This window comes from Bradyrhizobium sp. AC87j1, assembly GCF_002936975.1.
GTDB lineage: Bacteria > Pseudomonadota > Alphaproteobacteria > Rhizobiales > Xanthobacteraceae > Bradyrhizobium > Bradyrhizobium shewense.
In genome coordinates this window covers 1-25,130 of the sequence record NZ_PTFE01000071.1, presented here as the reverse complement: position 1 = coordinate 25,130, position 25,130 = coordinate 1, and the positions used below count along the sequence as shown (strand labels likewise).

Below are 25,130 nucleotides of genomic sequence, written 5' to 3'. Positions count from 1 at the left end.
CCGGGACGCCTAGCGCGAAGACGCGCTTCGCGCTTCTGCCCGGGGCATGACGACCTCGCGAGCGGTCAGTTAATCGACCGGATCAGATCCTTGACCTTCTCGGCGTGCGGGCCGAGCTCCTTGGCGAGCTTGTCGAGATAGGGATCGGCGACCGTCGTGAAGGTCTTCTTGTCGACGTTGTCGACGATCTTCACGCCCATCTTCTTCAGCTTTTCGGCCGCGGTGCGCTCCAGCTCGAACGTCTTCGCCGGCTCTTTGGTGCTGATCTCGTTGGCCGCGGTCTGCACCCAGCCCTTTTGCTCGGCCGAGAGGCTTTGCCAGAGCTTGTCAGAGATGAACACCAGCGCGTTGTTGGCCTCGTGCTCGGTGATGTTGAGGACCGGCGCGACCTCGTAATGCTTGTTGACGAGGTAGACGTTGATGCTGTTCTCGGCGACGTCGACGACGCCGGTCTGAAGGCTCGTGTAGACGCTGCCGAACGGCATGTGCACGGTCTGGGCACCGTAGGCCGGGAACATGGTGTCCTCGGTCGCGGTCGCCTGCACGCGGATCTTGGCACCCTTGATGTCGCCGACGTTATGGATCTCCTTCTTGGAGTACATGTGGCGCACGCCCTGCGATCCGGTCGCTATCACGTGCAGGCCCTGGGTGGTCTCGTCGATCATGGCCTTGAGCGCTTCGAACACGCGGGGATCTGCGAGGCCCTTAACCACGTGGTTCTCGTCGCGGAACAGATAGTGCAGCGACATCACACCGGCTTGCGGCGAGATCGTCGCGGTGTTCGCGGAGGAGATAATGGAGAATTCGACGTCTCCGGCTTTCACGAGCTGGAGCACTTGCGGCTCCTGCCCGAGCTGCGCGCCCGGATACTGGTCGATGATCATGGTGCCTTTGCTCAACTCCTTGAGCTTTTCGGCAAAGATGTCGCCCGCGATGGAATAGCCGGTGTTGCGCGGCTGGTCGTAGGCGAATCGATAATGCTTCACCTCCTGCGCCCCCGCCCCGGTCACGAACAGCACGGCGGCCGCAGCCGCCAACCCACGCATGGATCGTGCAATCATCGTTTCCCCCTGTGTTATGCCCGCCGCTTGTGCGGTCTGAGCGCTCGTCGTTCGGTCAGCTTGTCTCGGTCTTCCCAGTCCTCTGCATGAAATCGAAGTCGCAGCCCTCGTCGGCCTGCATGATGGTCTCGTTGAACAGCCAGGCATAGCCGCGCCGCGCTTCATCGGGCGCAGCCGCCGGCTTCAATGCAGCGCGCCGGCGCTCCAGCTCGGCCGCGTCGACCAGTAGCTCGATGCTGCGCTTGGCCACATCGAGGCTAATCTTGTCGCCGTTTTTCACCAGCGCCAGCGGCCCGCCGACGGCGGATTCCGGGGTGATGTGCAGAACGATGGTGCCGAACGCGGTGCCGCTCATGCGCGCATCCGAAATGCGCACCATGTCCTTGGTGCCGCCGCGCGCGAGCTTCTTCGGGATCGGCAGGTAGCCCGCCTCCGGCATGCCCGGCGCGCCCTTCGGGCCGGCATTGCGCAGCACCAGCACGTCGTCGGCGGTCACGTCGAGATCGGGATCGTCGACCCGCAAGGTCATGTCCTCGACGGATTCGAACACGACGGCCCGCCCGGTATGCTTCAACAGCTTCGGGCTCGCGGCCGATTGCTTGATCACCGCGCCGCGCGGCGCGAGATTGCCGTGCAGGACGGCGAGGCCGCCTTCCGTCTTGATCGGATTGTCGCGCGGACGGATCGCATCCTGTCCCGGCACGTCCTCCGCATTGGCGACGACGTCGCGCAGCGTCTGGCCCGAGATGGTCTTGGCGTCGAGATCGACGAGGTCGCCGAGCTGCGCCAGCAGCTTCGGCACGCCACCGGCGTGGTGGAAGTGCTCCATATAGTGCTCGCCGGACGGCTTGAGATCGACCAGCACCGGCACCTCGCGGCCAATCTGGTCGAACACTTCGAGATCGAGCCGATGCGGCGAGCGATGCGCCATCGCGGTCAGATGGATCAGGCCGTTGGTGGAGCCGCCAATCGCCTGGAGCACGACCTGCGCGTTCTTGAAAGACGCGGGTGTCAGAAGCTCGCTCGGCTTCGGCCCCTTGGTCTTGGCCATTTCGGCGGCAACCTTGCCGCTCGCTTCCGCCAAACGAAAACGTTCGGCATGCGGCGCCGGGATCGTCGCGCTCATCGGCAGCGACAGGCCCATGGCTTCGATCATGCAGGCCATGGTCGAGGCCGTGCCCATCACCATGCAGGTGCCGACCGACGGCGCGAGGCGGCCGTTCACTGCTTCGATTTCGACATCGTCGATTTCGCCGGCGCGATACTTGCCCCAGAGACGGCGGCAATCGGTGCAGGCGCCCAGCACCTCGCCCTTGTGATGGCCGACCACCATCGGCCCGACCGGAATGACCACGGTCGGCAGGTCGGCGCTGATCGCGGCCATCACCTGCGCCGGAAGCGTCTTGTCGCAGCCGCCGATCACGATCACCGAATCCATCGGCTGGGCCCGGATCATCTCCTCGGTGTCCATCGCCATCAGGTTGCGCAGATACATCGAGGTCGGATGCGCAAAGCTCTCGGCAATCGAGATGGTCGGGAACACGAACGGCATCGCGCCCGACAGCATCACGCCGCGTTTGGCGGCTTCGATGATCTGCGGGACGTTGCCGTGGCAGGGATTGTAGTCGCTATAGGTGTTGGTGATGCCGACGATCGGGCGCTCCAGCGCGTCGTCGGAATAGCCCATGGCCTTGATGAACGCCTTGCGCAGGAACAGCGAGAAGCCGGCATCGCCATAGCTCGTCAGACCCTTGCGCAACCCACCCGTCATCATGCCACTCCTCAAGTTGCCATTGTGGTACAGCCTGAACCTCGATTGTCAATAAGCTTGGTCCATATTGTCGCATTTTCCGCCCATAAGCGCCCTCTTCGGCACAAATTATTGACAATCCGTCCCTTCCCTGCTCCACAGGGCGAGCCGGCCAGACGCCGGGAGGCCGAAGGCATGTCCGACATTGGCACCGCAGACAGCACGCCGGTCCGGCGCGACGATCCGGACGACGTCGTCGCGCGGCTGGAGGAGGACATCATCTTCGGTCGCCTGCCGCCGGGCGCGCGCCTGACTGAAGACGCGCTGATGTCGCGCTACGGCACCTCCCGCCACTTCGTGCGGCAGGCCTTGGTGGATGCGGAGCGGCGCGGCATCGTCCGCCGCGAGAAGAACGTCGGCGCCACCGTCCGGTTCTACTCAGCCGAGGAAGTCCGGCAGATCTACGAGGTCCGGGAGATGCTGACGCGGCAGGCCGCGCTGATGATCCCGCTGCCCGCGCCGCGAGTGCTGATCGACGAGCTCTCCGCGCTGCAACGGCAATATTGCGCGAGAGCCGATGCGCAGGATCTGCGCGGCATCCACGAAGCCAATGACGCTTTCCACCTCGCGCTGTTCTCGGCCTGCGGCAATCCTTATCTGGTCCGCTCGCTCCAGGACTACATGAACCTGACGCTGCCGATGCGCGCGAAGAACCTCGCCGACCGCGAAGGGCTCGCGCAATCGCGGCGGCAGCATGAGATGATGATCGAGCTACTCAGGGGACGCGACAGCTGGGCGCTGGCGCAGCTGTGTGTGGATCATATGCAGTTCAGCAAGAAGGACTATCTGGCGCGGATTGCGGACGAGGCCGGGCGCTAGTCGGCAAACTTCTGCTGCAGGCATCCATCACGGAACGCCGCTGCCCCGGGCGCGTTGGAAGGCCAAGCATAAGGCTCGGTCTTGGTTCGGACGCCGCGGGTGGCAGTTTCTCGCAGCATGTCACGCCCAAGGGAGGACTGACCGAGCAGGTTGAACAATGAGGGTCTGCGGAGCGATGCGGACCGGTTTGTTCATCGCATTGATTGCGGCGGCCTGGCTCGGCGGACAGGTCCAGGATTCTTTCGCGCAAAAGCGGCCGTCGGCTTCTCCGAGCGAATCCACGAAGGTGTCTCCGAGAAAGGAAGGCACCCCTAAGAAGGAAACGGGACGACCTGCGGACCCGTTTACGGTGGGATTTGTAACCGGTTCGCCGCAATGCACTGAATTCGCGATCGCTCAGGACATTGCGACCACGCTCGCCAGCGGCCAGGAGACCGGTCCTCATGGCCAGGTCGCATTGCGGGTCCTGCCCATCGTGGGAGACGGCGGTGTCCGCAACGTCCTTGATGTGCTCACCCTCGCAGGTGCCGACGTGGCGATTTCACCCGTCGTCCTCGTCGACCGGCTCCGGGAGACAAGGACCTTCGGGGATATTTCTGACAGGCTGACCTACATTGCCCCGCTCCATATCGAAGAGTTCCATCTTCTCGCACGGGCGGAAATCGGCAGCCTGACGGAGCTTTCGGGAAAGAGGGTCAATCTCGGGGACGACGGCAGTGCCGGCGCCATTCTCGGCCGCGAAGTGTTGAACCGTCTGGGCGTCAAGATCATGGAGTCGAACCTGGGACCGGAGGCCGCGCTGGATGGTCTGAGGAAGGGAGATCTCTCTGCCGCTCTGCTGGTCTCAGGAAAACCGCTCAGCTTCCTGACGCAGGTCTCGCAACTCGATGGTATTCACCTCCTGCCGATCCCCTACTTCAAGGAGCTGCTGCAACAAGATTATCTGCCATCGACGTTCCGCCACAAGGACTACCCGAATCTGATCGCCGCCGAAGCGAGCGTTGACACGATCGCGATCAAATCCGCCCTCTTCGCCTACAACTGGCCGAGCGGCAACGAGCGATTTCGGTTGCTGGAATTCTTCGTCCAGACATTGTTCACGCGCTTTCCCGAATTTCTCGGCGACGCCCATCATCCTAAGTGGCGCGAAGTAAACCTGGCCGCACAACTCCCCGGATGGCGACGATTCCGACCGGCAGAGCGCTGGCTCCAGCAGCAATCGGGAGGGGAAGCCGCGCTTCGCAAGGCGTTCGGCCGGTTCATCGAGGGAAAGCCAACTGCCGATCTACCTGATCGCGAAGAACTGTTTCGGGATTTCCTGCGCTGGAGAGAACGCAATCCGGCCAAGTGAGCAGACTTGGGCAAACAAAGCTCGGGAGGTATCGATGCGCAAAACCGTGGTGGGCGCAGCCCTTGTTGCGTTGCTCGCCTTGATCGCCGATGTGAGGCGCCCCGCCGCCCAATTTGCTCCCTTCTGGCCACAAGCGCCGCAGCTGCTCCCGGGCACAGCGCCACCGGCCGACGAGGTCGAAAAAACCAGGACGGCCCCTCACCGAAAGAAGGCACATAGAAAGCACAAAGTCGTTCGTCCACCGCCAAACCAGCGGGAGGTCGCGGAAAAAAACGGATACCAGCGGGTCAGCGATCTCGTGAACTTTCCGAAGTTCTTTCCGGGCCTCGGCATCATATTCGTCAAGCCCGACACCTTGCCGCTGGGGCCGTTCCTGACCTTCGATCGCAGGGACCGTCTGGTCGCGACCGTCTACATGGTCCCGAACAAGGACATCGACGATCACAAAACGTTGGAGGGGGCGGGGTCAGCAGGACCAGTTGACCACGTCAGCTTCTACTTCAACCCAGGTCACCCCGGCGTGGATGTGCCGCATTACCATGTGGTGCTCTGGCACGTGACCAAGAAACAGGAAGCGCGCGTTGCCAAATGACGTACGACAGGTCATGCGATCACGTCACTGACGATGTCAGTACCGCCTCAGCAGGCCACGCTCCACGCTGGTCTCGCCATAATCGGCGCAGGCTCTTTTGGGGTTTTGGATCAGGTCCGTTCGGACCCGCCTGAACGTTTTGCGGGCCGCGTCGGACACTTCGGGACGGAATTTGCGGGGATCGTAGCTCTCGCCGTCGCGGGCCTTGATGGCCGCGGCATAGGCGTCGATCATGGCCATCGCGACGTCGGGACTGCCGAGCAGCCGGGCGCCGAGTTGAACGCTGCCGCTGCCATCGACCTCGTAACCGTCGCATCGCTGTTCGAGCACCACGGATGCGGTGTCGAGTTGATCGAGGAACGCCGCCTCGGCGTCGCTGAGCGCTGCGGCTCGCGCTGAACTAGACACTGTCATCGCGAACACCGCGATGACTGGCAATTTGATTTGCATTGTCGTGGGTCTCGCTGGCGATGGCCGAACTATGATCGTACAGATCGAGAACCAGACGATGAGGGCAAGGTTGATCTAGATCAACGGACCGTCATGCCCGGGCTTGTCCCGCCGGCGCGGCCGAAGCCGCTTCGGCGACGCGAGGCCCGGGCACCCACGTTCTTTGGGCCGCGTGGCAAGGCGTAGATGGCCGGGACAAGCCCGGCCATGACGACAGGCCCTACCGCGTCTTCCAATCAATAATCCGGTCCGGATCCGCATCGAACTCCATGCTGCAGAACGTGCCGCCCTGGAAATAATCCCCGACCGGATCCGGCTTCAGCTTGGCCTGCTCGGCCAACGCGTGCGCGACGTGATCCTCTGAGCGGCCGGTGGGGCGATAGCCGAATTCGTAGGCGCGGTGGTTGTCCCACCAGGCGCGCTCGTTGAGGGATGCACCGTAGAAGATTTCGAAATGGATGTCGGGATGCTCGAGCCCGATGCGGCAGAGCTGCACGAGGTCGTCGGGCTTGAGCCAGATCGAGAGCCGGCGCTGATCGAGCGGCATGTCGCCGAAATTGCCGATGCGCAGGCACGTCACCTTCATCCCGTGCTTGTCGGCGTAGAGCGCGCCGACAGCCTCGCCGAACACCTTGCTGACGCCGTAGCGCCCGTCGGGACGCGGGGTGACGTCGGTGCCGATCTTGTGGTGGCGCGGATAGAACCCGACGGCGTGGTTCGACGAGGCGAACACCACGCGCTTGACGCCCTTGCGGTAGGCCGCCTCGAACAGATTATAGCCACCGATGATGTTGGCTTGGAGGATCTGATCCCAGCTGCCTTCGACCGAATAGCCGCCGAAATGAATGATGCCGTCGACGCCCTCGCAGATCGCCTCGCACTGCGCGAGATCGGCGAGGTCCGCCGCCTTGAACTTCTCGTTCGCGCCGAGATCGGCGGGCGGCTTGATGTCGGACAGCAGGAGATCCGAATAGATCGGCGGCAGCAGTCTTCGCAGGCTCGTGCCGATTCCGCCCGAAGCTCCCGTCATCAAAATACGCGGCATGTCTTCCCTCGCCTGTGGTGACCGATTTGCGGTCACATGTCTCTAATGATAGCAGGATTGTCCAGAGGGAACGAAACGAGAGAACCGACATGAATGAGGCATCGTCCCACACCCAGGAGCGGCCAGGCTGGCGGCCGGCGACGTATTACCCCGACCCGGCCATTCGTGCACTCGATCCCCGCTTCGAAAAATACTGGCTGAAACTGTCGGCGGTGGAACGGCTGGCGACCGGCCTGCGCTGGGCCGAGGGTCCGGTGTGGTTCGGCGACGGGCGCTATCTCCTGTGCAGCGACATCCCGAACCAGCGCATCATCAAATGGGAGGAAGAGACCGGCGCGGTCTCCGTGTTCCGCAAGCCCTCCAATTTCGCCAACGGCAACACGCGCGACCGCCAGGGCCGGCTCGTCACCTGCGAGCATGGCGGGCGGCGCGTGGTGCGCACCGAATACGACGGCAGCATCACCGTGCTGATGGATCAATTCAACGGCAAGCGGTTGAACTCGCCGAACGATGTCGTTGTTAAATCGGACGGCTCGATCTGGTTCACCGATCCGACCTTCGGCCTGCTCGGCAATTATGAGGGCTACAAGGCCGAGCCCGAGATCGACCCGAACGTCTACCGGCTTGATCCCGCGACCGGCAAGGCGACCATCGTCGCAGAGGGCGTGCTCGGGCCGAACGGGCTGTGCTTCTCGCCGGACGAGAAGACCCTCTATGTCGTGGAATCCCGCGGCGTGCCGAACCGAAAAATCCTCGCCTATGACGTCTCGGCTGACGGCACCACAATTTCCAACAAGCGCGTCCACATCGATGCAGGTCCTGGCACGCCGGACGGCATGCGCTGCGACATCGACGGCAATCTCTGGTGCGGCTGGGGCATGGGCGATCCCGAGCTCGACGGCGTCGTGGTGTTCGCGCCCGACGGCGTCATGATCGGCCGCATTGCGCTGCCCGAGCGCTGCGCCAATCTCTGCTTCGGCGGCGTCAAGCGCAACCGCCTGTTCATGGCGGCGAGCCAGTCGATCTATGCGTTGTATGTGAACACGCAGGGTGCGCTCGGCGGCTAGCGCCGCACTCGTAGGGTGGGCAAAGCGAAGCGTGCCCACCACTGCTCGCTTGTGGCGTGATGGTGGGCACGTCGCTTCGCTCCTTTGCCCACCCTACGGCACCTCGCCGTGTCGCGACACGCCGCCCAAAACAAAAACGCCGGAGCGGTTGCCCGCTCCGGCGCTTTGTTTGTTCAGTCGCGGAAACCTACGCCGCGTTGAAGCCGGCGACGGCCTTCACTTCGAGGAAATCCTCGAGGCCGTACTTGCCCCACTCGCGACCGTTGCCCGACTGCTTGTAGCCGCCGAACGGCGCGGTGCGATCGTTGGGCACGCCCTGGAGGTTGACGTTGCCGGCGCGGATCTGGCGGCCGACGCGCTTGGCGTCCTCGACCGAGGCGCCCGTGACATAGCCGGCGAGGCCATACGGCGTGTCGTTGGCGATCTGCACGGCTTCCGCTTCGTCCTTGGCGCCGATGATGGTCAGCACCGGTCCGAAGATCTCCTCGCGCGCGATCGTCATGTCAGGGGTGACGTCGGCGAAGATGGTCGGACGGACATAGAAGCCCTTGTTGACGCCTTCGGGCAGGCCCGGGCCGCCGGCGACGAGCGTTGCGCCCTCGTCGATGCCCTTCTTGATCAGGCCTTGGATCTTGTCCCACTGGCCGCGGTTGACGACGGGGCCGATGGTGGTGCCCTCGGCGCGGGGATCACCGGCCTTGGTCTTGTCGGCGACGGCCTTCGCGATCGCGGCGACGTCCTTCATCTTGGACAGCGGCACGATCATGCGCGAGGGCGCGTTGCAGGACTGGCCGGAATTGTTGAACATGTGCATCACGCCGCCGGTCACCGCCTTCGTGAGGTCGGCGCCTTCGAGGATGACATTCGGCGACTTGCCGCCGAGCTCCTGGCTAACGCGCTTCACGGTCGGCGCGGCGCGCTTGGCCACGTCGATGCCGGCGCGGGTCGAGCCGGTGAAGGAGATCATGTCGATGTCGGGGTGCTCGCTCATGGCGGCGCCGACCTCGGGGCCGAGGCCGTTGACGAGGTTGAACACGCCCTTGGGCACGCCGGCTTCATGGAGGATCTCCGCGAAGATCAGCGCCGAGGTCGGGGTGAACTCCGACGGCTTCAGGATCATGGTGCAGCCGGCGGCGAGCGCGGGCGCGACCTTGCAGGCGATCTGGTTGAGCGGCCAGTTCCAGGGCGTGATCATGCCGACCACGCCGATCGGCTCGCGCAGCACCATGGCGGTGCCGACCGGCTCCTCGAAATGATAGTTCTTGAGCACGTCGAGCGTGGTCATGAGATGGCCGAGGCCGGCGCCGGCCTGGAGCTTCTCCGCCATCGGCAGCGGGGCGCCCATCTCGTCGGAGACGGCGGCGCCGATCTCCTTGAGGCGGCCCTTGTAGACCTCGATGACCTTGGTGAGCAGCGCGACGCGCTCATCACGGCTGGTCTGGGAGAAGGTTGCGAAGGCGCGCTTGGCGGCGGCAACCGCCTTGTCCACGTCGGCCTTGGAGCCCAGAGCAACCTCGTACATCGCCTCTTCCGTCGCGGGATTGACCACGGCGGTGGACTTCTTGACGGCGGGATCGACCCAGGCGCCGTCGATGTAGAATTGCATGCGATTGACCATCGTTAACCTCTTTTTGGGGGCATGTGGGGGCGTTTCGGCAGGCATCCTTGCACGAAAGCGCCGGCAATTGAACCCGCCATATGCGGGGCCAGCGTTGCGGCGGACGCGCGGAATATGGGACGCGATTTAAAGCGAGGCAAGCGGCCTGGGTCCCGGCTCTGCGTCGCGACATTTCATGTCGCGCCTTGTCCGGGACACGAGATTGGAGTGAGTCCAACCAGGCTCGTGCCCCGGACGCGGCGCAGCCCTACTTCAGCGGTGCGTTGCAGAGCCGGGACCCATGCGACCGGTTACCTCGACTACACCGCCATCTTCCGATGCAGCACCGGCGCGCCGGTGGTGAGGCTTTCGGCCGCATCGATGATGGCGTTGGCATCGATGCCGTAGTGCCGATACAAGTCAGCGATCGTGCCGGTCTGGCCGAACTGCTCGACGCCGAGCGCCTCGACGCGGTGGCCGCGGACGCTGCCGAGCCAGCCGAGTGCGGAAGGATGGCCGTCGATCACGGTCACGATGCCGCAGTCGCGCGGCAGCGGCGCCAGCAGTTTTTCGATGTGGCTGAGATGCTGCACGCCGCGGCGATCCCGCCGCAATTTCCGTGCGGCGGTCCAGCCCGCATGGAGGCGGTCCGCCGAGGTGATCGCGAGCAGGCCGATGTCGCGCCGGCTCTCGCCGATGAAGCCGGTCGCCTCGATCGCCTCAGGTGCCACCGCGCCGGTATAGGCGATCACGACTTCGGCATTCGGGCCCGGCTTGCGCAGCCAATAGGCGCCGTCGGTGATGCCCTGCTGCAGCTCCGGTGTCATGATCCGCTGCGCCTGCTCGATGCTGCGCGTCGAGAGACGCAAGTACACCGAGCCGCCCTCGCCCGCTTCGCGCTGCATGTGCTCAAAACCGAAAGCCATGATCACGGCGAGCTCGTCGACGAAGGCCGGCTCGAACGAGGCGAGCCCGTCCTGAGCCATGCCGATCAGGGGCGTTGCAATCGACTGGTGCGCGCCGCCCTCGGGCGCGAGCGTGATGCCTGACGGCGTCGCCGCCACCATGAAGCGCGCATCCTGGTAGCAGGCGTAGTTCAGCGCATCGAGCCCGCGCTCGATGAAGGGATCGTAGAGCGTGCCGACCGGCAGCAGCCGCTCGCCGTTGATCTGGTGCGACAGCCCGAGCGCCGAGAGCATGATGAACAGGTTCATCTCGGCAATCCCGAGCTCGAGATGCTGGCCCTTGGGCGAAAAGTCCCAGTTGAACGTGGAGGGAATTTTCTCGCTGCGGAATAAATCCGCCTTTTCGGCGCGCGCGAACAGGCCGCGCCGGTTCACCCACGGACCGAGATTGGTCGAGACCGTGACGTCGGGCGAGGTGGTGACGATGCGCCTCGCCAATTCACTGTCGCCGCGGGCGATCTCGTTCAGCACGAGACCAAAGCCCTGCTGGGTCGACATCTGCGGCGACGGCTTGAACGCGAGCTGCGGGGGCACCTCGACGACCGGCGCGGTCAGCCGGCGGCCGTCCTGGTTGAACGGCACGCGCGCGAGGAACGCGTCGAGCTCGGCGGCGGATTGCGCGAGGCCTTCGTACTTCTCCCATTCATGCCCGGCCCGGATGTTCTGGCTGTCGCGATATTTTTCCATTTGCGCGACCGTCATCAGGCCGGCGTGATTATCCTTGTGGCCCTGGAACGGCAGGCCGACGCCCTTGATGGTGTAGGCGATGAAGCAGACCGGGCGATCGTGATCGATGGATTCGAACGCCTCCAGCATGCTCGCCATGTCGTGGCCGCCGAGGTTCGACATCAGTGCCAGCAATTCCTCGTCGCTGCGCCTGTCGATCAGTTTCGTGATCGGGCCCTGGTCGCCGATCTCGTCGTGCAGATGTTTTCGGAACGCTGCGCCGCCCTGGAAGCAGAGCGCCGCGTAAAGCGCATTCGGGCAATTGTCGATCCAAGCTTTAAGCGCCTCGCCGCCGGGCTCGGCGAAGGCCTCGCGCATCAGGCGACCGTATTTCACGATGACGACGTCCCAACCGAAATTGCGGAACATGGTCTCGAACTTTTCCCAGAGCCCTTCGCGCACGACGGCGTCGAGCGACTGGCGGTTATAGTCGACCACCCACCAGGTGTTGCGCAGGCCGTGCTTCCAGCCCTCGGCGAGCGCCTCCCAGATATTGCCCTCGTCCATCTCGGCATCGCCGACCAGCGCAATCATCCGCCCTTCGCGGCGATCCTTCATCCAGCCATGCGCCTTGACGTAATCCTGCACCAGCGAGGCGAACAGCGTCTGCGCGACGCCGAGGCCGACCGAGCCGGTGGAGAAATCGACGTCGTCGACGTCCTTGGTGCGCGAGGGATAGGACTGCGCGCCCTTGAAGCCGCGAAAGTTCTCCAGCTTCTCGCGGCTCTGCCGGCCGAACAGATACTGGATGGCGTGGAACACCGGGCTCGCATGCGGCTTCACCGCGACGCGATCCTCGGGACGCAGCACGTGGAAATACAGCGCCGACATGATGGTCGCGAGCGAGGCGGACGAGGCCTGATGTCCCCCGACCTTCAGGCCGTCGGAATTGGGGCGGATGTGGTTGGCGTGGTGGATGGTCCAGGACGACAGCCACAGCGCCTTGCGGCTCAGCGCGGTCAAGGTGTCGAGGCGGGCGGTATCGACGGGCATGGCAAGGCTCCCGGAAAACAGGTGGCGCGATGATACGCCCGTGGGAGGCGCCAAACTTCTCAATTTTTCGCGCAATACCTGCCGATATTGGGATACCATACTAATAATCCCCCGGAATTTGAAGGTCTATCCCAATGCCAGAGCTCGACGCCATCGACCGCAAAATCCTCGCGTTGCTTCAGGCCGACAGCCGGCTGACCATGCAGGAACTCGCCGACAAGGTCGGGCTCTCGGTCTCGCCCTGCCATCGCCGGGTCAAGCTGCTGGAGGAGCGCGGCGTCATCAGCCGCTACGTTGCGACCGTGGATCAGAAGGCGCTCGGCCTGCATGTCAGCGTCTTCATCTCGATCAAGCTGGCGCGGCAGAAGGAGGAGGACCTCAACCGCTTCGCGCGCGCGATCTCGAAATGGGACGAGGTGCTGGAGTGCTATCTGATGACCGGCAACCGCGACTATCTGCTCCGCGTCGTCGCCGCCGACCTCGCCTCCTACGAGACCTTCCTGAAGACCAAGCTGACCCGGCTCGACGGCATCGCCTCGATCGAGTCAAGCTTTGCACTGAGCCAGGTGAAATACTCGATCGCGCTGCCGGTGTGACCTGCCTCAGCGTGACAGAGCGGCTGTCACATGGACGCAACAAACCCCGCCGATGGTCGTTGGTAACACTGGCACCCTAGCCGAGAGAAGAAGCCCATGACCGCATCCGACCGCACCTTCCAAACCGCCAAGCGCGAGCGCATCATTCAGGAGATGGCCGACGACCTCGACGAGGAGCTGGAGATGGAGCTCGATGACACGAGGCTCGACGAGCTCCTGGACGAAACCGACACACCGGGTCCGACGGTCGATCGCAAGCTCTATTTCCGGGAGCTGCTGCGGCTCCAGGGCGAGCTGGTCAAGCTGCAGGACTGGGTGCAAAGCGAGCGCAAGAAGGTTGTCGTGCTGTTCGAGGGCCGCGACTCCGCCGGCAAGGGCGGCGTCATCAAGCGCATTACCCAGCGCCTCAATCCGCGCATCTGCCGCGTCGCGGCGCTGCCGGCACCGAGCGAGCGCGAGCGCACGCAATGGTATTTCCAGCGCTACGTGTCGCACCTGCCCGCCGGCGGCGAGATCGTGCTGTTCGACCGCAGCTGGTACAACCGCGCCGGCGTCGAGCGCGTGATGGGCTTCTGCTCGGAGGAGGAGTACCAGGAATTCTTCCAGACGGTGCCGGAGTTCGAGCGCATGCTGATCCGCTCCGGCATCATCCTGGTCAAATACTGGTTCTCGATCACCGACGACGAGCAGCAGTTCCGCTTCACCATGCGCATCAAGGATCCGCTCAAGCAGTGGAAGCTGAGCCCGATGGACGTCGAGGCGCGCAGCCGCTGGGAGGCGTACACCAAGGCCAAGGAGACGATGCTCGAACACACGCACCTGCCGGACTCGCCGTGGTGGATCGTCGATGCCGTGGACAAGAAGCGCGCGCGGCTCAACTGCATCGCGCATCTCCTCAGCCAGATCCCGTATCAGGAGGTCGCTCGCGCGCCGGTGATGCTGCCGCCGCGCGTCCGCCACCCCGACTATCAGCGCGGCCCGGTTCCGCCGGAGATGTACGTGCCGGAGAAGTATTGAGCGAGATCTCGTAGGGTGGGTTAGCCCTGCGACTGCGCGAAGCGCAGTTCGCACGGCGTAACCCACCCTACGCAGTAACGTCACCGCCACGGCTGCACGATGATCTTGGTGTGGGCTTCAGGGTTGGCGAGATCGGCGAACGCCTTGGCGACGCCGTCGATGCCGACCTCGGCCGTGACCATCGCCGCCGCATCCACCTGTCCTTCCGCGATCAGCCGCAGCGAGCCTGCGAATTCGTCCGGCGTATAACCGAGCACATATTGGACGTTGAGCTCCTTCATGATGCCGAGCATGGGTTCGCTCTTGTCGGTCTCCATGCAGACGCCAACCACGACGACCCTGGCATCGCGCGGCGCGCCTTCGAATACCTGCTGCAGCAGCCCGGGCACGCCGACGCATTCGAAGATGATCGCGGGCTTCAGCGCCGGCAGCATGGCCTGGAACGGCGGCCGCGCGGCCTTCTCCGCATCCGACATCTGCGCGTGCTCGGCCCAGGTCGCATAGGGCTGCGACACCCTGGGATCGACGACGACGTCGGCGCCGAGCTTTGCCGCGAGCGCGCGGCGCGCCGGCGAATAGTCGGCGGCGACGATCGGGTGCAGCCCCTTGATCTTCAGCGCCGCGATCACTGCGAGCCCGACAGGGCCGCAACCGATGACGAGCGGCACCTCGCCGCCCCGGATATTGGCCTTCGCCACGGCGTGAACGCCGACTGCGAGCGGCTCGGTCAACGCCGCATGTTCCGGCGCAAGACCGTTGGGCACTTCGAGCAGGAGCGGCTCGCTCAAAACCATCTGTTCCGCATAGCCGCCGACGAAGTCGTTGGAATAGCCGATCCCCTTGATGCCTTCCGGCGTCACCAGCGCGGGCAGCGAGCAGACATGCGTCCCCGGTTTGAGCTTGCGTTCCGTGCCGGGGCCGTAATCGACGATCTCGCAGCAGAATTCGTGACCGAACACGACGTCACGCGACAGATCCATCGGCGTGCGACCGGTCTTCCTGGCCATCTCCACCATCCGCGGCGCATGCTGGCGCGCATGAAGGTCGGAGCCGCAGATGCCGCAGGCGAGCGTCTTGACCAGCACCTGGCCGGGGCCCGGCTTCGGCTCCGCCATCCTGTCGACGACAATCTCACCGTTCCTGAAAATCGCAGCGCGCATTCGGCTCCTCCCGTATTGTTGGAGCCGTTGATAGCACGTAACAGGGCGCGCGAACTTGCGTCAGGGGTTCGGGGAACGCTCTTCCAGCACCAGCAACTGGGCGCGGCGGATACGCTCGCGATGGGCGATGTAGAGGCCGCTAGCGACAATGAAGGCGGCGCCGACGACCGTCCAGAGATCGGGGACCTCGCCGAAGATGAAGAAGCCGAGAATGCTGACCCACAGCAACTGCGTGTAGGAGAACGGCGCCAGCACCGAGGCATCGCCATAGCGATATGCCAGCACGATGATCCACTGGCCGACGGTGGAGGCGACGCCGATCACGATGCCAAGCCCGATCGCGGTCCAGCTCGGCGTGACCCAGACGAACGGCACCATCACGGACAGGATCGCAACGCCCGTGAGCGCGGAATAGGCCATCGTGGTGAGCACGGCTTCACGCCCGCTCATCATCCGCGTCAGGATCAGCGCGGCAGCCCAGCAGAACGCAGAGACGATCGGAAAGAACGCGGCGGCGTGAAATGCGCTCGTGCCCGGCCGCAGGATGATCAGCACGCCCGTCAGGCCGATCGCGGTCGCGATCCAGCGGCGCATACCGACCTTTTCGCTGAGGAATATGATCGACAGCGCGGTGACGAACAGCGGCGAGACGAAGCCGGTGGCGGAGGCTTCCGCAATGGGCAGGAAACTCAGGCCGGTGATGAAGAACAGCGAGGAGCCGAGCAGCGCGGCACCGCGCATCAGCTGCAGGCCGAACCGCTCGGTGCGCATGGCATGGAGCGGCGAGCCCGGCAGCATCACCGGCGTGAACATCAGCGCGAAGGTGACGAAGCGGATCCAGGTGATCTCGATCGACGGCAGGCTGGTCGAGAGATATTTCGCGGTGGTGTCGGAGCAGCCGAGGAAGATCGTCGACAGCAGCACCAGCGCAATGCCCTTGAAGGGATGGTCGACGCGCGCAGGCGCGCGGCGAGCCTTCTGCTTCTTCTCCGGCACGGGCATGGGGATACTGTCGAGCCTTGCGGCTGCGGCGGGCGGCGGTGTCACGGCTGGAACCCGGGAAAATGCGAATCGAGAACGATTGTAAAAAACGACAATTGCGCCGCGCTCACAACTTCCGAAAACAGGATGCCGATATGCGCGAGCCGCCGCGCGCGTCAATGCTCCGTTAATAATGGCCGTTTGTGCATTACAGCATGGGCAGGCTGCGCGGCTTCGGACCGCGCGGAAACGCCGCATCCAACGCCGAAATCTCGTCTTTCGTCAGCGCGAGATCACCGGCGGCCGCATTCTCGCCGGCATGTTCGGCAGACGAGGCCTTCGGGATCGCGAACACCGTAGTCGCACGGGTGAGGAAGCTGAGCGCGACCTGACGCGGTGTCGCACGACGCTCTTCGGCAATGCGTGCCAACACGGCGCCGCCCTTGCTGCGCGCATCCGGAAAATCGTCGTGACCGAACGGCGAGTAGGCGACGACGGCGACGCCATGCTGATCGCACCACGGGATCACCGCATGCTCGATCGCGCGTTCCTTGAGATGATAAAGCACCTGATTGCAGGCGATACGGCCTTCGCCCGCGACGTCGAGAATTTCGTCGAGATCATCGGCATCGAAATTGGAAACGCCCCAGGATTTGATCTTGCCTGATTTCACCAGTTCCTCGAACGCGGCGACGGTGTCTTCGAGCGGATAGGAACCGCGCCAGTGCAGGAGATAGCAATCGAGATGATCGGTCTTCAGCCGCTTCAGCGAACGCTCGCAGGCTGTGATGGTGCCGCTACGCGAGGCGTTGCTCGGCAATACCTTGGAGACGAGAAACACCTCATCACGGCGACCCGCGATCGCATCGGCAATGACGAGCTCGGCATCGCCATACATTTCGGCGGTGTCGATGTGCGTCATGCCGAGATCAAGCCCGCGCTGGAGCGCCGCGACCGCGCGCTTGCGGTCGCCATGGTCGAGATACCAGGTGCCCTGCCCGATGACGGAGACGTTGGCACCGGTTTTGCCGAAAGGGTTTGTGTTCATGTTTGCTCCGCTGTCGCTCCTCCGCTCGGGCAACCGCCACAAGGCTCAGGAGTTCAATCCGCTGATATCAGCAACCAGCACGCTGCCGGTCGATGACTCCGTGATATAGAGACGATCCTTGTTGGCGCCACCGATCGCCACATTCGTGCAATTCGGCCCCGCGCACGACTTGATCCGCGCAAGCAATTCGCCGTTCGGCGCAAACACGAAGACGTGGCCGAGCGAGGCATGGCCGACGAACAGGCGGCCCTTGGCGTCCATGGTCAAGCCATCGGGACCGCTGGTGCCGAACAGCGAGCAGAAGCGGCCGACCTTGGACACGCTGCCGTCCTTCATGAACGGCAACCGCCACACCGCGTTGTCGCGCGTCATCGCGACGAACAACACGGTTTCGGTTGGGTCGAGCACCAGGCCATTCGGACTGATACCGGTGTCGATCAGGCAATCGAGCCTACCATTCGATGCCAGCCGATAGACCCGGCCACTCGGATCATGCAGACCGGTCTGCCCCTGATCGGTGAAATAGATGTCACCGTTGGAAGCAAGATGCAGGTCGTTGCAACCGCGGAACGATTCTGAATTGCGCGCGGTCAGGACGGGCTTGATGCGGCCGGCCTTGGGATCGAGCTCCATGATGCCGTGACTGTAGTCGGCCACCAGGATGCGCCCGTCCGCGGCGATCTTCAGTCCGTTCGGCCAGCCCTCATATTCGGCGACCAGCGACCACTCGCCGTCAGCCGCGATGCGAAAGATGCGGCCGAAGGGAATGTCGACGATGTAGAGATTGCCGTCCGTGTCGAAGGAGGGCCCCTCGATGAAGCTGTCGGTCGGTACATTCGGCCGGTTGGCGTCAGCCCAATCGGTTCGCACGCCCTTGCGGCGAAACTTTTCGGGCATGGTGGAGAAAAGCCTTGTTTCGATCAGGCGCGGCGGCGTTTCCAGGTACATCATTGTTGTTATGGATTGCTGAGAGGGAAGCCGCGGCACCATAGGGCACAATCGAGGGCGCGTCGATTGGTGCGGAGGAATGGCGCCTCGCCCTCACTGTCATTCCCCGCGAAAGCGGGGAATCCAGTAGGCCGCGGCCTCACCGCTTCATCACAGATGTCTCGGCGTACTGGATCGCCCGGTCAAGCCGGGCGATGACAGCTGAGTCTAGGCGACGACCGAGAACCTCGCCCCTACCCCACCGCGCCCGCGACCTTCGCCTGCTTCACCGGCGCCACGTCCGTCGTCGCGATCAGGCGCTTCAGTTCCGGAATGCAGGAGCCGCAATTGGTGCCGGCCTTGAGCTTGGCGCCGATCTCGGCAGCCGAGCGCGCGCCGGCCGCGATGGTCTCGCAGATGGAGCCGCGGCCGACGCCGAAGCAGGCGCAGACGATCGGCCCGGTCGAGGCGGCGCCCTCGCCGGACTTGCCTGACAGCAGCATGCGACGCTGATCGTCGGTGACGAGGTCGGCCACGAACAGGCTCTTCACCACCTCCCAGTCGCCCGCATCATGCGCGGGGCCGACGAACAGGCAGGTCTCGATCTGATCGCCCGCGAACGACGCCGCACGATAGACCCCGCCGCCGAAGTCGCGATAGTCGGCAACGTCCTCGCCGGCGACGCTCTCGAGCCAGGCCGGCCAGCGCGAAAGGTCGGCGTTGTCGGCGAAGAGATAGCCGAAGCCGCCGGTGACCGTGACGCGGGTCCACAACAGGTTCGGCGGCAGATCGAGCTGCTTCCGCGACAGCGCAAAGCCACGGAAGACGAATTCGTAAGGCGCGATCGCAGCCGGCGTCGCCTTTGATTCCGGCTGCCCCGAGAACGGATCGGTGAAGGACTGCACCAGCGCTCCGACGCGGCCATGCGAGGCATTCATTGCGCTCCAATGGATCGGCGCGAACAATGTGCCGCGCTGAGTGCCGTCACTGACGACGACCTTCAGGATGCACTGACCGTAATCGGTGGTAACGCGGGCAAAGCCGTCGTGAACGATACCGTATTTGCCGGCATCATCAGGATGGATCTCGACGAAGGGCTCCGGCAGATGCGCGCCAAGGCGCTGGCTGAGACCCGTGCGCGTCATGGTGTGCCACTGGTCGCGGATGCGTCCGGTGTTGAGCCTGAGGGGGCGCGAGGCGCCGGTCTCGCCGCGCAGCGACGGCACCTCCGGTGCAACGAAGCGGCCCTTGCCGTCATTGGTGAAGAAGCCGCCCTTCGCGAAGAAGCGATCGCCCGGCATTCCGCCTTCACGCACCGGCCACTGTACCGGCTTTAGGGCATCGAAGCCTTCGTCCGAAAGCGAGGTCAGCGCGCCGATGTCGAAATCGCGGCTGCCCTCGTTCTCGAAAGTCGAGAGCGCGGCGTGCTCGCGGAAAATCTCGGCCGCCGATTTGTAATTGAAGCTGTCGCCGAAGCCGAGGCGCTTTGCCGTCTCGCTCAGGATCCACCAGTCCGGCCGCGCCTCGCCCGGCGCCGGCAGGAACGAGCGCTGGCGCGAGATGCGGCGCTCGGAGTTGGTCACGGTGCCCGACTTCTCGCCCCAGGCGAGCGCCGGCAGCAGCACATGCGGACCGGCATCGACCGTGTCGTTGGAGAGCACGTTCTCGGACACCACGAACAGCTCGAGCTTCTTCAACGCCTCGCGCACGAAGTCCGCATCGGGCAGCGACACCGCGGGATTGGTGCCCATCACCCAGAGCGCCTTGACCTCGCCGCGATGGATGGCCTCGAACAGCTGCACCGCCTTCAACCCCTCATGGGTGGCGATGCGCGGCGCCTTCCAGAACCGCCTGACACGATCGATGTCGGGCGGCGTGAAGCCCATATGGGCGGCGAGCATATTGGCGAGACCGCCGACCTCGCGGCCGCCCATCGCGTTGGGCTGGCCGGTGAGCGAGAACGGCGAGGCGCCGGGCTTGCCGATGCGTCCCGTCGCGAGGTGGCAGTTCAGGATCGCGTTGACCTTGTCGGTGCCCTGTGCCGACTGGTTGACGCCCTGCGAATACAGCGTGACGACGCGGTCCGTGTCGCGGAACATCTTGAAGAAGGTGGCGACATCCTGCTCGGAGAGGCCCGTCGCGAGCGCCGTCGCAGTGACGCTGCCGGCGATGCTGCGCGCACGCGCCAGCGCGTCGTCGAAACCGCTCGTGTTCTGCGCGATGTAGTCCTGGTCCAGCGCGCCGCTGTCGGCGAGGTGGACAAACAGGCCGGAGAACAGCGCGGTATCGGTGCCGGGCTTGAGACCGAGGAACAGATCGACATCGCTTGCAGTGTCGGTGCGGCGCGGATCGATCACGATCATGCGCGCGCCACGCTCTTGCCGGTTCTTCAGCATGCGCTGGAATAGCACCGGATGGCACCAGGCCGCGTTCGAGCCGACGAAGACCAGCAGATCGGCCTGGTCGAGATCCTCGTAGCAGCCGGGGACTGTGTCGGCGCCAAAGGCACGCCGATGGCCGGCGACCGAGGACGACATGCAGAGCCGCGAGTTGGTATCGACATTCGCCGTGCCGACAAAGCCCTTCATCAGCTTGTTGGCGACGTAATAATCCTCGGTGAGGAGCTGGCCGGACAGATAGAACGCGACCGCGTCGGCGCCGTCACGCGCCACGATGTGCTGCATGCGATGGGCGACATGATCGAGCGCATCGCTCCAGGCGACGCGTTCGAGCACGCCCTTGCAGCGGATCATCGGATAGAGCAAGCGGCTGTCCAGCCCGACGGTCTCGCCGAGTGCGGAGCCCTTCGAGCACAGCCGGCCGAAATTGGCGGGATGGTCGGGGTCGCCCGCGATCGCGGCCCCGCCCTTGCCGTCCGGCGTCGCCAGCACGCCGCAGCCGACGCCGCAATAGGGACAGGTCGTCTTGGTGGCGCGGAGCGTGGGATCGATCGCCGTCATATCAAGCTGCCTTGTCACGCCGGCTCTATCAAGCCGCCTTGGAAGGACGCGCGAGCGCGCGGCCGAACATCATGTCGGTGCGGATCGCCGCCACCTTGTCGCGATTGCGGATCAGCTCGAGATACCAGAGCGCATCGACGGTATCGCCGATCAGCACCGCGCCGGTGAGCCGGCCGTCGGCGATCACCAGCTTCTTGTAGGTGCCGCGCCTGCGATCGGTCAGCACCAGGCTCTCGCTGCCCTCCCCGCCCATGAAGTCGCCGGCGGAGAACACGCTGACGCCGGAGACCTTCAAATTGGTCGAGACCACGCTGCCCTGATAGGCGGCGGGCCGGCCAGCCAGATGCCGTGCCAGCACCCGCGCCTGCTCATAGGCGGGCTCGACCAGGCCATAGCAGGTGCCGCGATGCTCGGCACATTCGCCGAGCGCGAAGATATCTGGCGATGCCGTCTGCATCTCGTCGTTGACGACGATGCCGCGATTGACCGCGATGCCGGCATCTTTGGCAAGCGCCACGTTCGGTTTGATGCCGGCGGCGAAGATCACCGCGTCGGCCTCGATGCGGCTGCCATCGGCAAGCTCGACGGCCTCGACATGACCGTCGCCATAAATGCGGGCGGTCGAGGCGTTGAGCAGGATGCGGATGCCCTTGCGCTCGACCAGCGTCTTGAGCAGGTCGGCGGCCGGCCCATCGAGCTGACGCTCCATCAGCCGGTCCATCAGATGCAGCAGCGTCACCGGCGCACCGGCCTTGGCAAGACCGTAGGCTGCCTCAAGTCCGAGAAGGCCGCCGCCAACCACGACGACGCGCTTCTTGGCAGCGGCCAGCGTCAGCAAAAGGTCGACGTCGCGCGTATCGCGAAAAGTGTGCACACCGGCGAGATCGGCGCCCGGCAAATTGAGCCGCAGCGGCGTCGATCCGGTGGCGAGCACGAGCTTGGAATATTCCATGCTCTCCTCGCCTTCGATCTTGAGTTCGCGGCGGCCGGTGTCGATCTCAGTAACGCGATAGCCGTAGCGCACCGTGACGCCGCGATGGCGCCACCAATCGGCGGGCCGGAGCTCGATCTCGTGCGAGCCGGTCTCGCCGGCAAGCACGGAGGAGAGCAGCACACGATTGTAAGCGAGCCGCGGCTCCTCGCCGATCACGGCGACCGCGTAGCGGCCGAGCGCGGTCTTGGCGAGCTCGTCGACCAGACGCGCGGCTGCCATACCGTTACCGACGATGACCAGCGGTTCACTCACGAGGCATCTCCTATTCAGCGGCCTGCGCTTGCGCGCCATAGGCCTCGGACATCATGAAGCCGGACAGAACGCCGTAGGCGTCGGTCCAGGCCTTTGCCAATTCGGGCGTCCAGGCCTCGCCAAGGCCCTTCTCAAGGGTCCACAGCAAGGTCGCACCGACCACGGGATAGTGCTCGGCCGTGGCGCCGTAAGCGACGTGACGCTTGGCGAGCGCGGAGGCCGCGGGAAGAATCGTCTCCAGGTTCGACAGGCCGCTGACGACGGCGGCGAGCATGCCCATCAGCTTCTTTCGCTGCTCGGTCATGTCTTCAGGGAACATCGCGCGCACGGACGGCGCCACCTCGAACAGACGATCATAGAACAACACGGAGGCAGCTTGCGAAATCGGCGCGACCTTGGCGAAGCTCTGCTGGATGAGGGTGATCTGTTCTGGCGTCATGATGTTCTCCTGCCTGTTGGGTTTGCCTTGGTGCGCGCCATTGCGAACCAGGTTCATGGTCAAACTGTCGGGCAATGCTTCTCCCCGCGTACGGGGAGAAGCGAGATTCGTACCAAATGTCAGACTCGCGCCTCCGCGAGGCTTGAGGCGCCCTCACCCTGCGGGCCGCGACGCAGGTAGAACCACCACGTCAAGCCGAGGCAGCTGGCGTAGAAGCCGAGATAGATCGCGAGCGCGAGCTGGGGGCCGCCGGTCAGGGCGATCGACTTGCCGAAACCGGTCGGGATCAGATAGCCGCCAACGGCACCGATCGCGCCGATGAAGCCGACCGCCGCACCGCTCTCGATGCTCGCCGTCTTCAGCGCGAGCGCGCGCGCCGCATCGCCCTTGCCGCGCACCTTGAACAGGTTCTCTTCGCGGAAGATCGAGGGGATCATGCGATAGGTCGACCCGTTGCCGATGCCCGTCGTCACGAACAGGATCAGGAACATCGACAGGAAGCCGATGAAATCCTTCTGCCCGACGAAGTAGAGCACGCCGACCGTTGCGCCTGCCATCACCATGAAGTTCCAGAAGGTGATGACCGAGCCACCGATCTTGTCGGCGAGCCAGCCGCCGAGCGGTCGCGACAGCGAACCGACCAGCGGCCCGAGGAACGCGATCGCAATCGTGATTTGCGGGAACTGGGTCTTGATCAGCAGCGGAAACGCAGCCGAATAGCCGATGAAGGAGCCGAACGTGCCGATATAGAGATACGCCATGATCCAAGTGTGCTTGCGCTTGACGATCGCCAGCTGGTTCTTCACCGAGGACTTCGCCGTGGTCAGGTTGTTCATGAAGAACACGGCACCGAATACCGCGATCGCGATCGGCAGCACCCACATCAGGCCGGCATTCTGCAGGAAGATGCCGTCGACCGGCGTCGCCTGGAACAGGTTGAAGACGGCGAGCGTCATCAGGATCGGGGTCAGGAGCTGCACGCTGGAGACGCCGATATTGCCGCCAGCCGCGTTCAGGCCGAGCGCCCATCCCTTCATCCGGTCGGGGAAGAAGAAGGAGATGTTGGTCATGCTGGAGGCGAAGTTGCCGCCGCCGAGACCCGCGGTCGAGGCGACCAGCAGCATCAGCCAGAACGGCGTATCGGGCTGGCTCACGAAATAGGCAAGCGACAAGGTCGGAATGAACAGGATCGCCGCACTGAAGATGGTCCAGTTGCGGCCGCCGAACGTGGTTACCGCGAAAGTGTAGGGAAAGCGCATCAGGGCGCCGATCAGCCCCGGCACCGCGATCAGCTGGAACAGCTGGTCGGTTGAGTAATGAAAGCCCGCCTGCGGCAGCTTGGTGGTGACGATGCTCCAGATCAGCCAGACCGAGAAGCCGATATGCTCGGCCACGATCGACCAGATCAGGTTGCGTCGCGCGATAGTCTTGCCAGTCGCATTCCAGAACGCCTCATCTTCGGGGCGCCAGTCTGAAATCCAAGTAGGATTCTTCGTCATTGAGTATCCCTTCCAGGCTCACCGCTGCGTCGTTGCAGGCTCTGCCTCACATGGAGGCGCGCTCCGAGGCTTCACCCCGGTGGCGAGTTCACGATGCTGATTGATGATGTTGAGGGACGTCGTCGTTGGCGTCGCGCAAAGACATTTCAATTTCCGTGCCAGTTGCGCGCACGCTGGAAATACAGGGATTTCAGGACGTTATTCGTATTGCCAGAAATTCTTGCAGGGCTTTTCCGCACGCTAAATTTGCGATTCGCTCAATCCTTGTGCGACGCACAAGGATTGAGCGGGATGTCGATTATTTGTGCGCAGGCCCGCTTGCGTTAACTCTTCGTTACGCGGCCTCGACGAAGCGATGACGCTCGTAGAGGAATTCGAGCACGCGCTGGCGGCACTTCAGATAGGTGGTGTTGGTGGCGAGCTCGAGCCGCTTGCGCGGGCGCACCAGCGGCACCTCCAGCACCTCGCCGATCCGCGCGCTCGGCCCATTGGTCATCATCACGATGCGGTCGGACAGCAGCACGGCCTCGTCGACGTCGTGAGTGATCATCAAAATGGTATTGCCGAGCTTCTGATGCAGCGCCATCACCGAGTCCTGCAAGTGAGCACGGGTCAGTGCGTCGAGCGCGCCGAACGGCTCATCCAGCAGCAGCACCTTCGGCTCCATCGCCAGCGCCCGCGCAATGCCGACGCGCTGTTTCATGCCGCCGGAGATTTCGGAAGGACGCTTGTCCTTGGCATGGGCCATCTGCACCAGATTGCGATTGTGCATGACCCAGGC

22 protein-coding genes are annotated in these 25,130 nt (G+C 64.2%); 7 read left to right on the top strand and 15 right to left on the bottom strand.

Annotation, left to right across the window (positions count from 1 at the left end; genetic code table 11):
• Positions 1-65 precede the first annotated feature (65 nt).
• Positions 66-1,061 (bottom strand): TRAP transporter substrate-binding protein, encoded by a 996-nt coding sequence (locus tag CV770_RS29000; RefSeq protein ID WP_104464809.1) that lies wholly within the window; start codon positions 1,059-1,061, stop codon positions 66-68.
• A 55-nt stretch (positions 1,062-1,116) separates the two neighbouring features.
• Entirely contained in the window at positions 1,117-2,832 is a 1,716-nt protein-coding gene (locus CV770_RS28995; RefSeq protein ID WP_165637134.1) for an IlvD/Edd family dehydratase, read from the bottom strand.
• A gap of 174 nt (positions 2,833-3,006) precedes the next feature.
• On the opposite strand from CV770_RS28995, the gene CV770_RS28990 reads away from it, so the two are divergent.
• The 3 genes from CV770_RS28990 to CV770_RS28980 all read left to right on the top strand — a co-directional run bounded on the left by CV770_RS28990 (position 3,007) and on the right by CV770_RS28980 (position 5,633).
• The gene (locus CV770_RS28990) at positions 3,007-3,690 is read left to right on the top strand and encodes a GntR family transcriptional regulator (protein WP_104464808.1); all 684 of its coding nucleotides are present in this window, start codon (positions 3,007-3,009) and stop codon (positions 3,688-3,690) included.
• Positions 3,691-3,865: 175 nt separating this feature from the next.
• A complete protein-coding gene (locus CV770_RS28985; RefSeq protein ID WP_104464807.1) occupies positions 3,866-5,041 on the top strand; it encodes a TAXI family TRAP transporter solute-binding subunit in 1,176 nt (391 codons plus the stop codon).
• 34 nt (positions 5,042-5,075) lie between these two features.
• Positions 5,076-5,633 (top strand): hypothetical protein, encoded by a 558-nt coding sequence (locus CV770_RS28980; protein ID WP_104464806.1) that lies wholly within the window; start codon positions 5,076-5,078, stop codon positions 5,631-5,633.
• Positions 5,634-5,669: 36 nt separating this feature from the next.
• On the opposite strand, the gene CV770_RS28975 is transcribed toward CV770_RS28980, so the two are convergent.
• The gene (locus CV770_RS28975; RefSeq protein WP_104464805.1) at positions 5,670-6,083 is read right to left on the bottom strand and encodes a hypothetical protein; all 414 of its coding nucleotides are present in this window, start codon (positions 6,081-6,083) and stop codon (positions 5,670-5,672) included.
• Positions 6,084-6,303: 220 nt separating this feature from the next.
• Complete coding sequence (locus tag CV770_RS28970; protein WP_091953760.1) at positions 6,304-7,128, bottom strand: NAD-dependent epimerase/dehydratase family protein; 825 nt, start codon at positions 7,126-7,128, stop codon at positions 6,304-6,306.
• A gap of 89 nt (positions 7,129-7,217) precedes the next feature.
• On the opposite strand from CV770_RS28970, the gene CV770_RS28965 reads away from it, so the two are divergent.
• On the top strand, positions 7,218-8,195 hold the full coding sequence (locus CV770_RS28965) for an SMP-30/gluconolactonase/LRE family protein (protein ID WP_091953763.1): 978 nt from the start codon (positions 7,218-7,220) through the stop codon (positions 8,193-8,195).
• Positions 8,196-8,382: 187 nt separating this feature from the next.
• Here the strand turns inward: CV770_RS28965 and CV770_RS28960 are convergent, their stop codons facing one another.
• Together CV770_RS28960 and CV770_RS28955 are read right to left on the bottom strand one after the other, a co-directional pair.
• Entirely contained in the window at positions 8,383-9,813 is a 1,431-nt protein-coding gene (locus CV770_RS28960; protein ID WP_028144301.1) for an aldehyde dehydrogenase family protein, read from the bottom strand.
• Positions 9,814-10,112: 299 nt separating this feature from the next.
• On the bottom strand, positions 10,113-12,476 hold the full coding sequence (locus CV770_RS28955; protein WP_104464804.1) for a thiamine pyrophosphate-binding protein: 2,364 nt from the start codon (positions 12,474-12,476) through the stop codon (positions 10,113-10,115).
• Positions 12,477-12,610: 134 nt separating this feature from the next.
• Here CV770_RS28955 and CV770_RS28950 point away from each other — a divergent pair, with 134 nt between their 5' ends.
• Both CV770_RS28950 and ppk2 read left to right on the top strand, forming a co-directional pair.
• The gene (locus CV770_RS28950) at positions 12,611-13,072 is read left to right on the top strand and encodes an Lrp/AsnC family transcriptional regulator (protein ID WP_028144303.1); all 462 of its coding nucleotides are present in this window, start codon (positions 12,611-12,613) and stop codon (positions 13,070-13,072) included.
• Between the two features lie 96 nt (positions 13,073-13,168).
• Positions 13,169-14,089, top strand: a complete 921-nt coding sequence (ppk2, locus tag CV770_RS28945; protein ID WP_104464803.1) for a polyphosphate kinase 2 — start codon at positions 13,169-13,171, stop codon at positions 14,087-14,089.
• Positions 14,090-14,169: 80 nt separating this feature from the next.
• Here ppk2 and CV770_RS28940 read toward each other — a convergent pair whose 3' ends face one another.
• The 8 genes from CV770_RS28940 to CV770_RS28905 all read right to left on the bottom strand — a co-directional run bounded on the left by CV770_RS28940 (position 14,170) and on the right by CV770_RS28905 (position 24,349).
• Positions 14,170-15,249, bottom strand: a complete 1,080-nt coding sequence (locus CV770_RS28940; RefSeq protein WP_104464802.1) for a zinc-binding dehydrogenase — start codon at positions 15,247-15,249, stop codon at positions 14,170-14,172.
• A 60-nt stretch (positions 15,250-15,309) separates the two neighbouring features.
• A complete protein-coding gene (locus CV770_RS28935) occupies positions 15,310-16,251 on the bottom strand; it encodes a DMT family transporter (RefSeq protein ID WP_201760093.1) in 942 nt (313 codons plus the stop codon).
• Positions 16,252-16,438: 187 nt separating this feature from the next.
• Positions 16,439-17,278 (bottom strand): aldo/keto reductase, encoded by an 840-nt coding sequence (locus CV770_RS28930; protein WP_104464800.1) that lies wholly within the window; start codon positions 17,276-17,278, stop codon positions 16,439-16,441.
• Between the two features lie 45 nt (positions 17,279-17,323).
• The gene (locus CV770_RS28925) at positions 17,324-18,226 is read right to left on the bottom strand and encodes an SMP-30/gluconolactonase/LRE family protein (RefSeq protein ID WP_104464799.1); all 903 of its coding nucleotides are present in this window, start codon (positions 18,224-18,226) and stop codon (positions 17,324-17,326) included.
• A gap of 233 nt (positions 18,227-18,459) precedes the next feature.
• Entirely contained in the window at positions 18,460-21,165 is a 2,706-nt protein-coding gene (locus CV770_RS28920; RefSeq protein WP_104464798.1) for a nitrate reductase, read from the bottom strand.
• A gap of 28 nt (positions 21,166-21,193) precedes the next feature.
• Positions 21,194-22,411 (bottom strand): NAD(P)/FAD-dependent oxidoreductase, encoded by a 1,218-nt coding sequence (locus CV770_RS28915; RefSeq protein ID WP_201760089.1) that lies wholly within the window; start codon positions 22,409-22,411, stop codon positions 21,194-21,196.
• Between the two features lie 10 nt (positions 22,412-22,421).
• Positions 22,422-22,850, bottom strand: coding sequence for a globin family protein (locus tag CV770_RS28910; RefSeq protein ID WP_104464823.1), 429 nt, complete (start codon positions 22,848-22,850; stop codon positions 22,422-22,424).
• A 119-nt stretch (positions 22,851-22,969) separates the two neighbouring features.
• Entirely contained in the window at positions 22,970-24,349 is a 1,380-nt protein-coding gene (locus tag CV770_RS28905; protein WP_091965698.1) for an MFS transporter, read from the bottom strand.
• 93 nt (positions 24,350-24,442) lie between these two features.
• Here CV770_RS28905 and CV770_RS41795 point away from each other — a divergent pair, with 93 nt between their 5' ends.
• A complete protein-coding gene (locus CV770_RS41795) occupies positions 24,443-24,676 on the top strand; it encodes a hypothetical protein (protein ID WP_146101374.1) in 234 nt (77 codons plus the stop codon).
• A 7-nt stretch (positions 24,677-24,683) separates the two neighbouring features.
• Here the strand turns inward: CV770_RS41795 and CV770_RS28900 are convergent.
• Positions 24,684-25,130, bottom strand: a 447-nt coding sequence (locus CV770_RS28900) for an ABC transporter ATP-binding protein (protein ID WP_146101373.1), incomplete at its 5' end; no start/stop codon positions are given.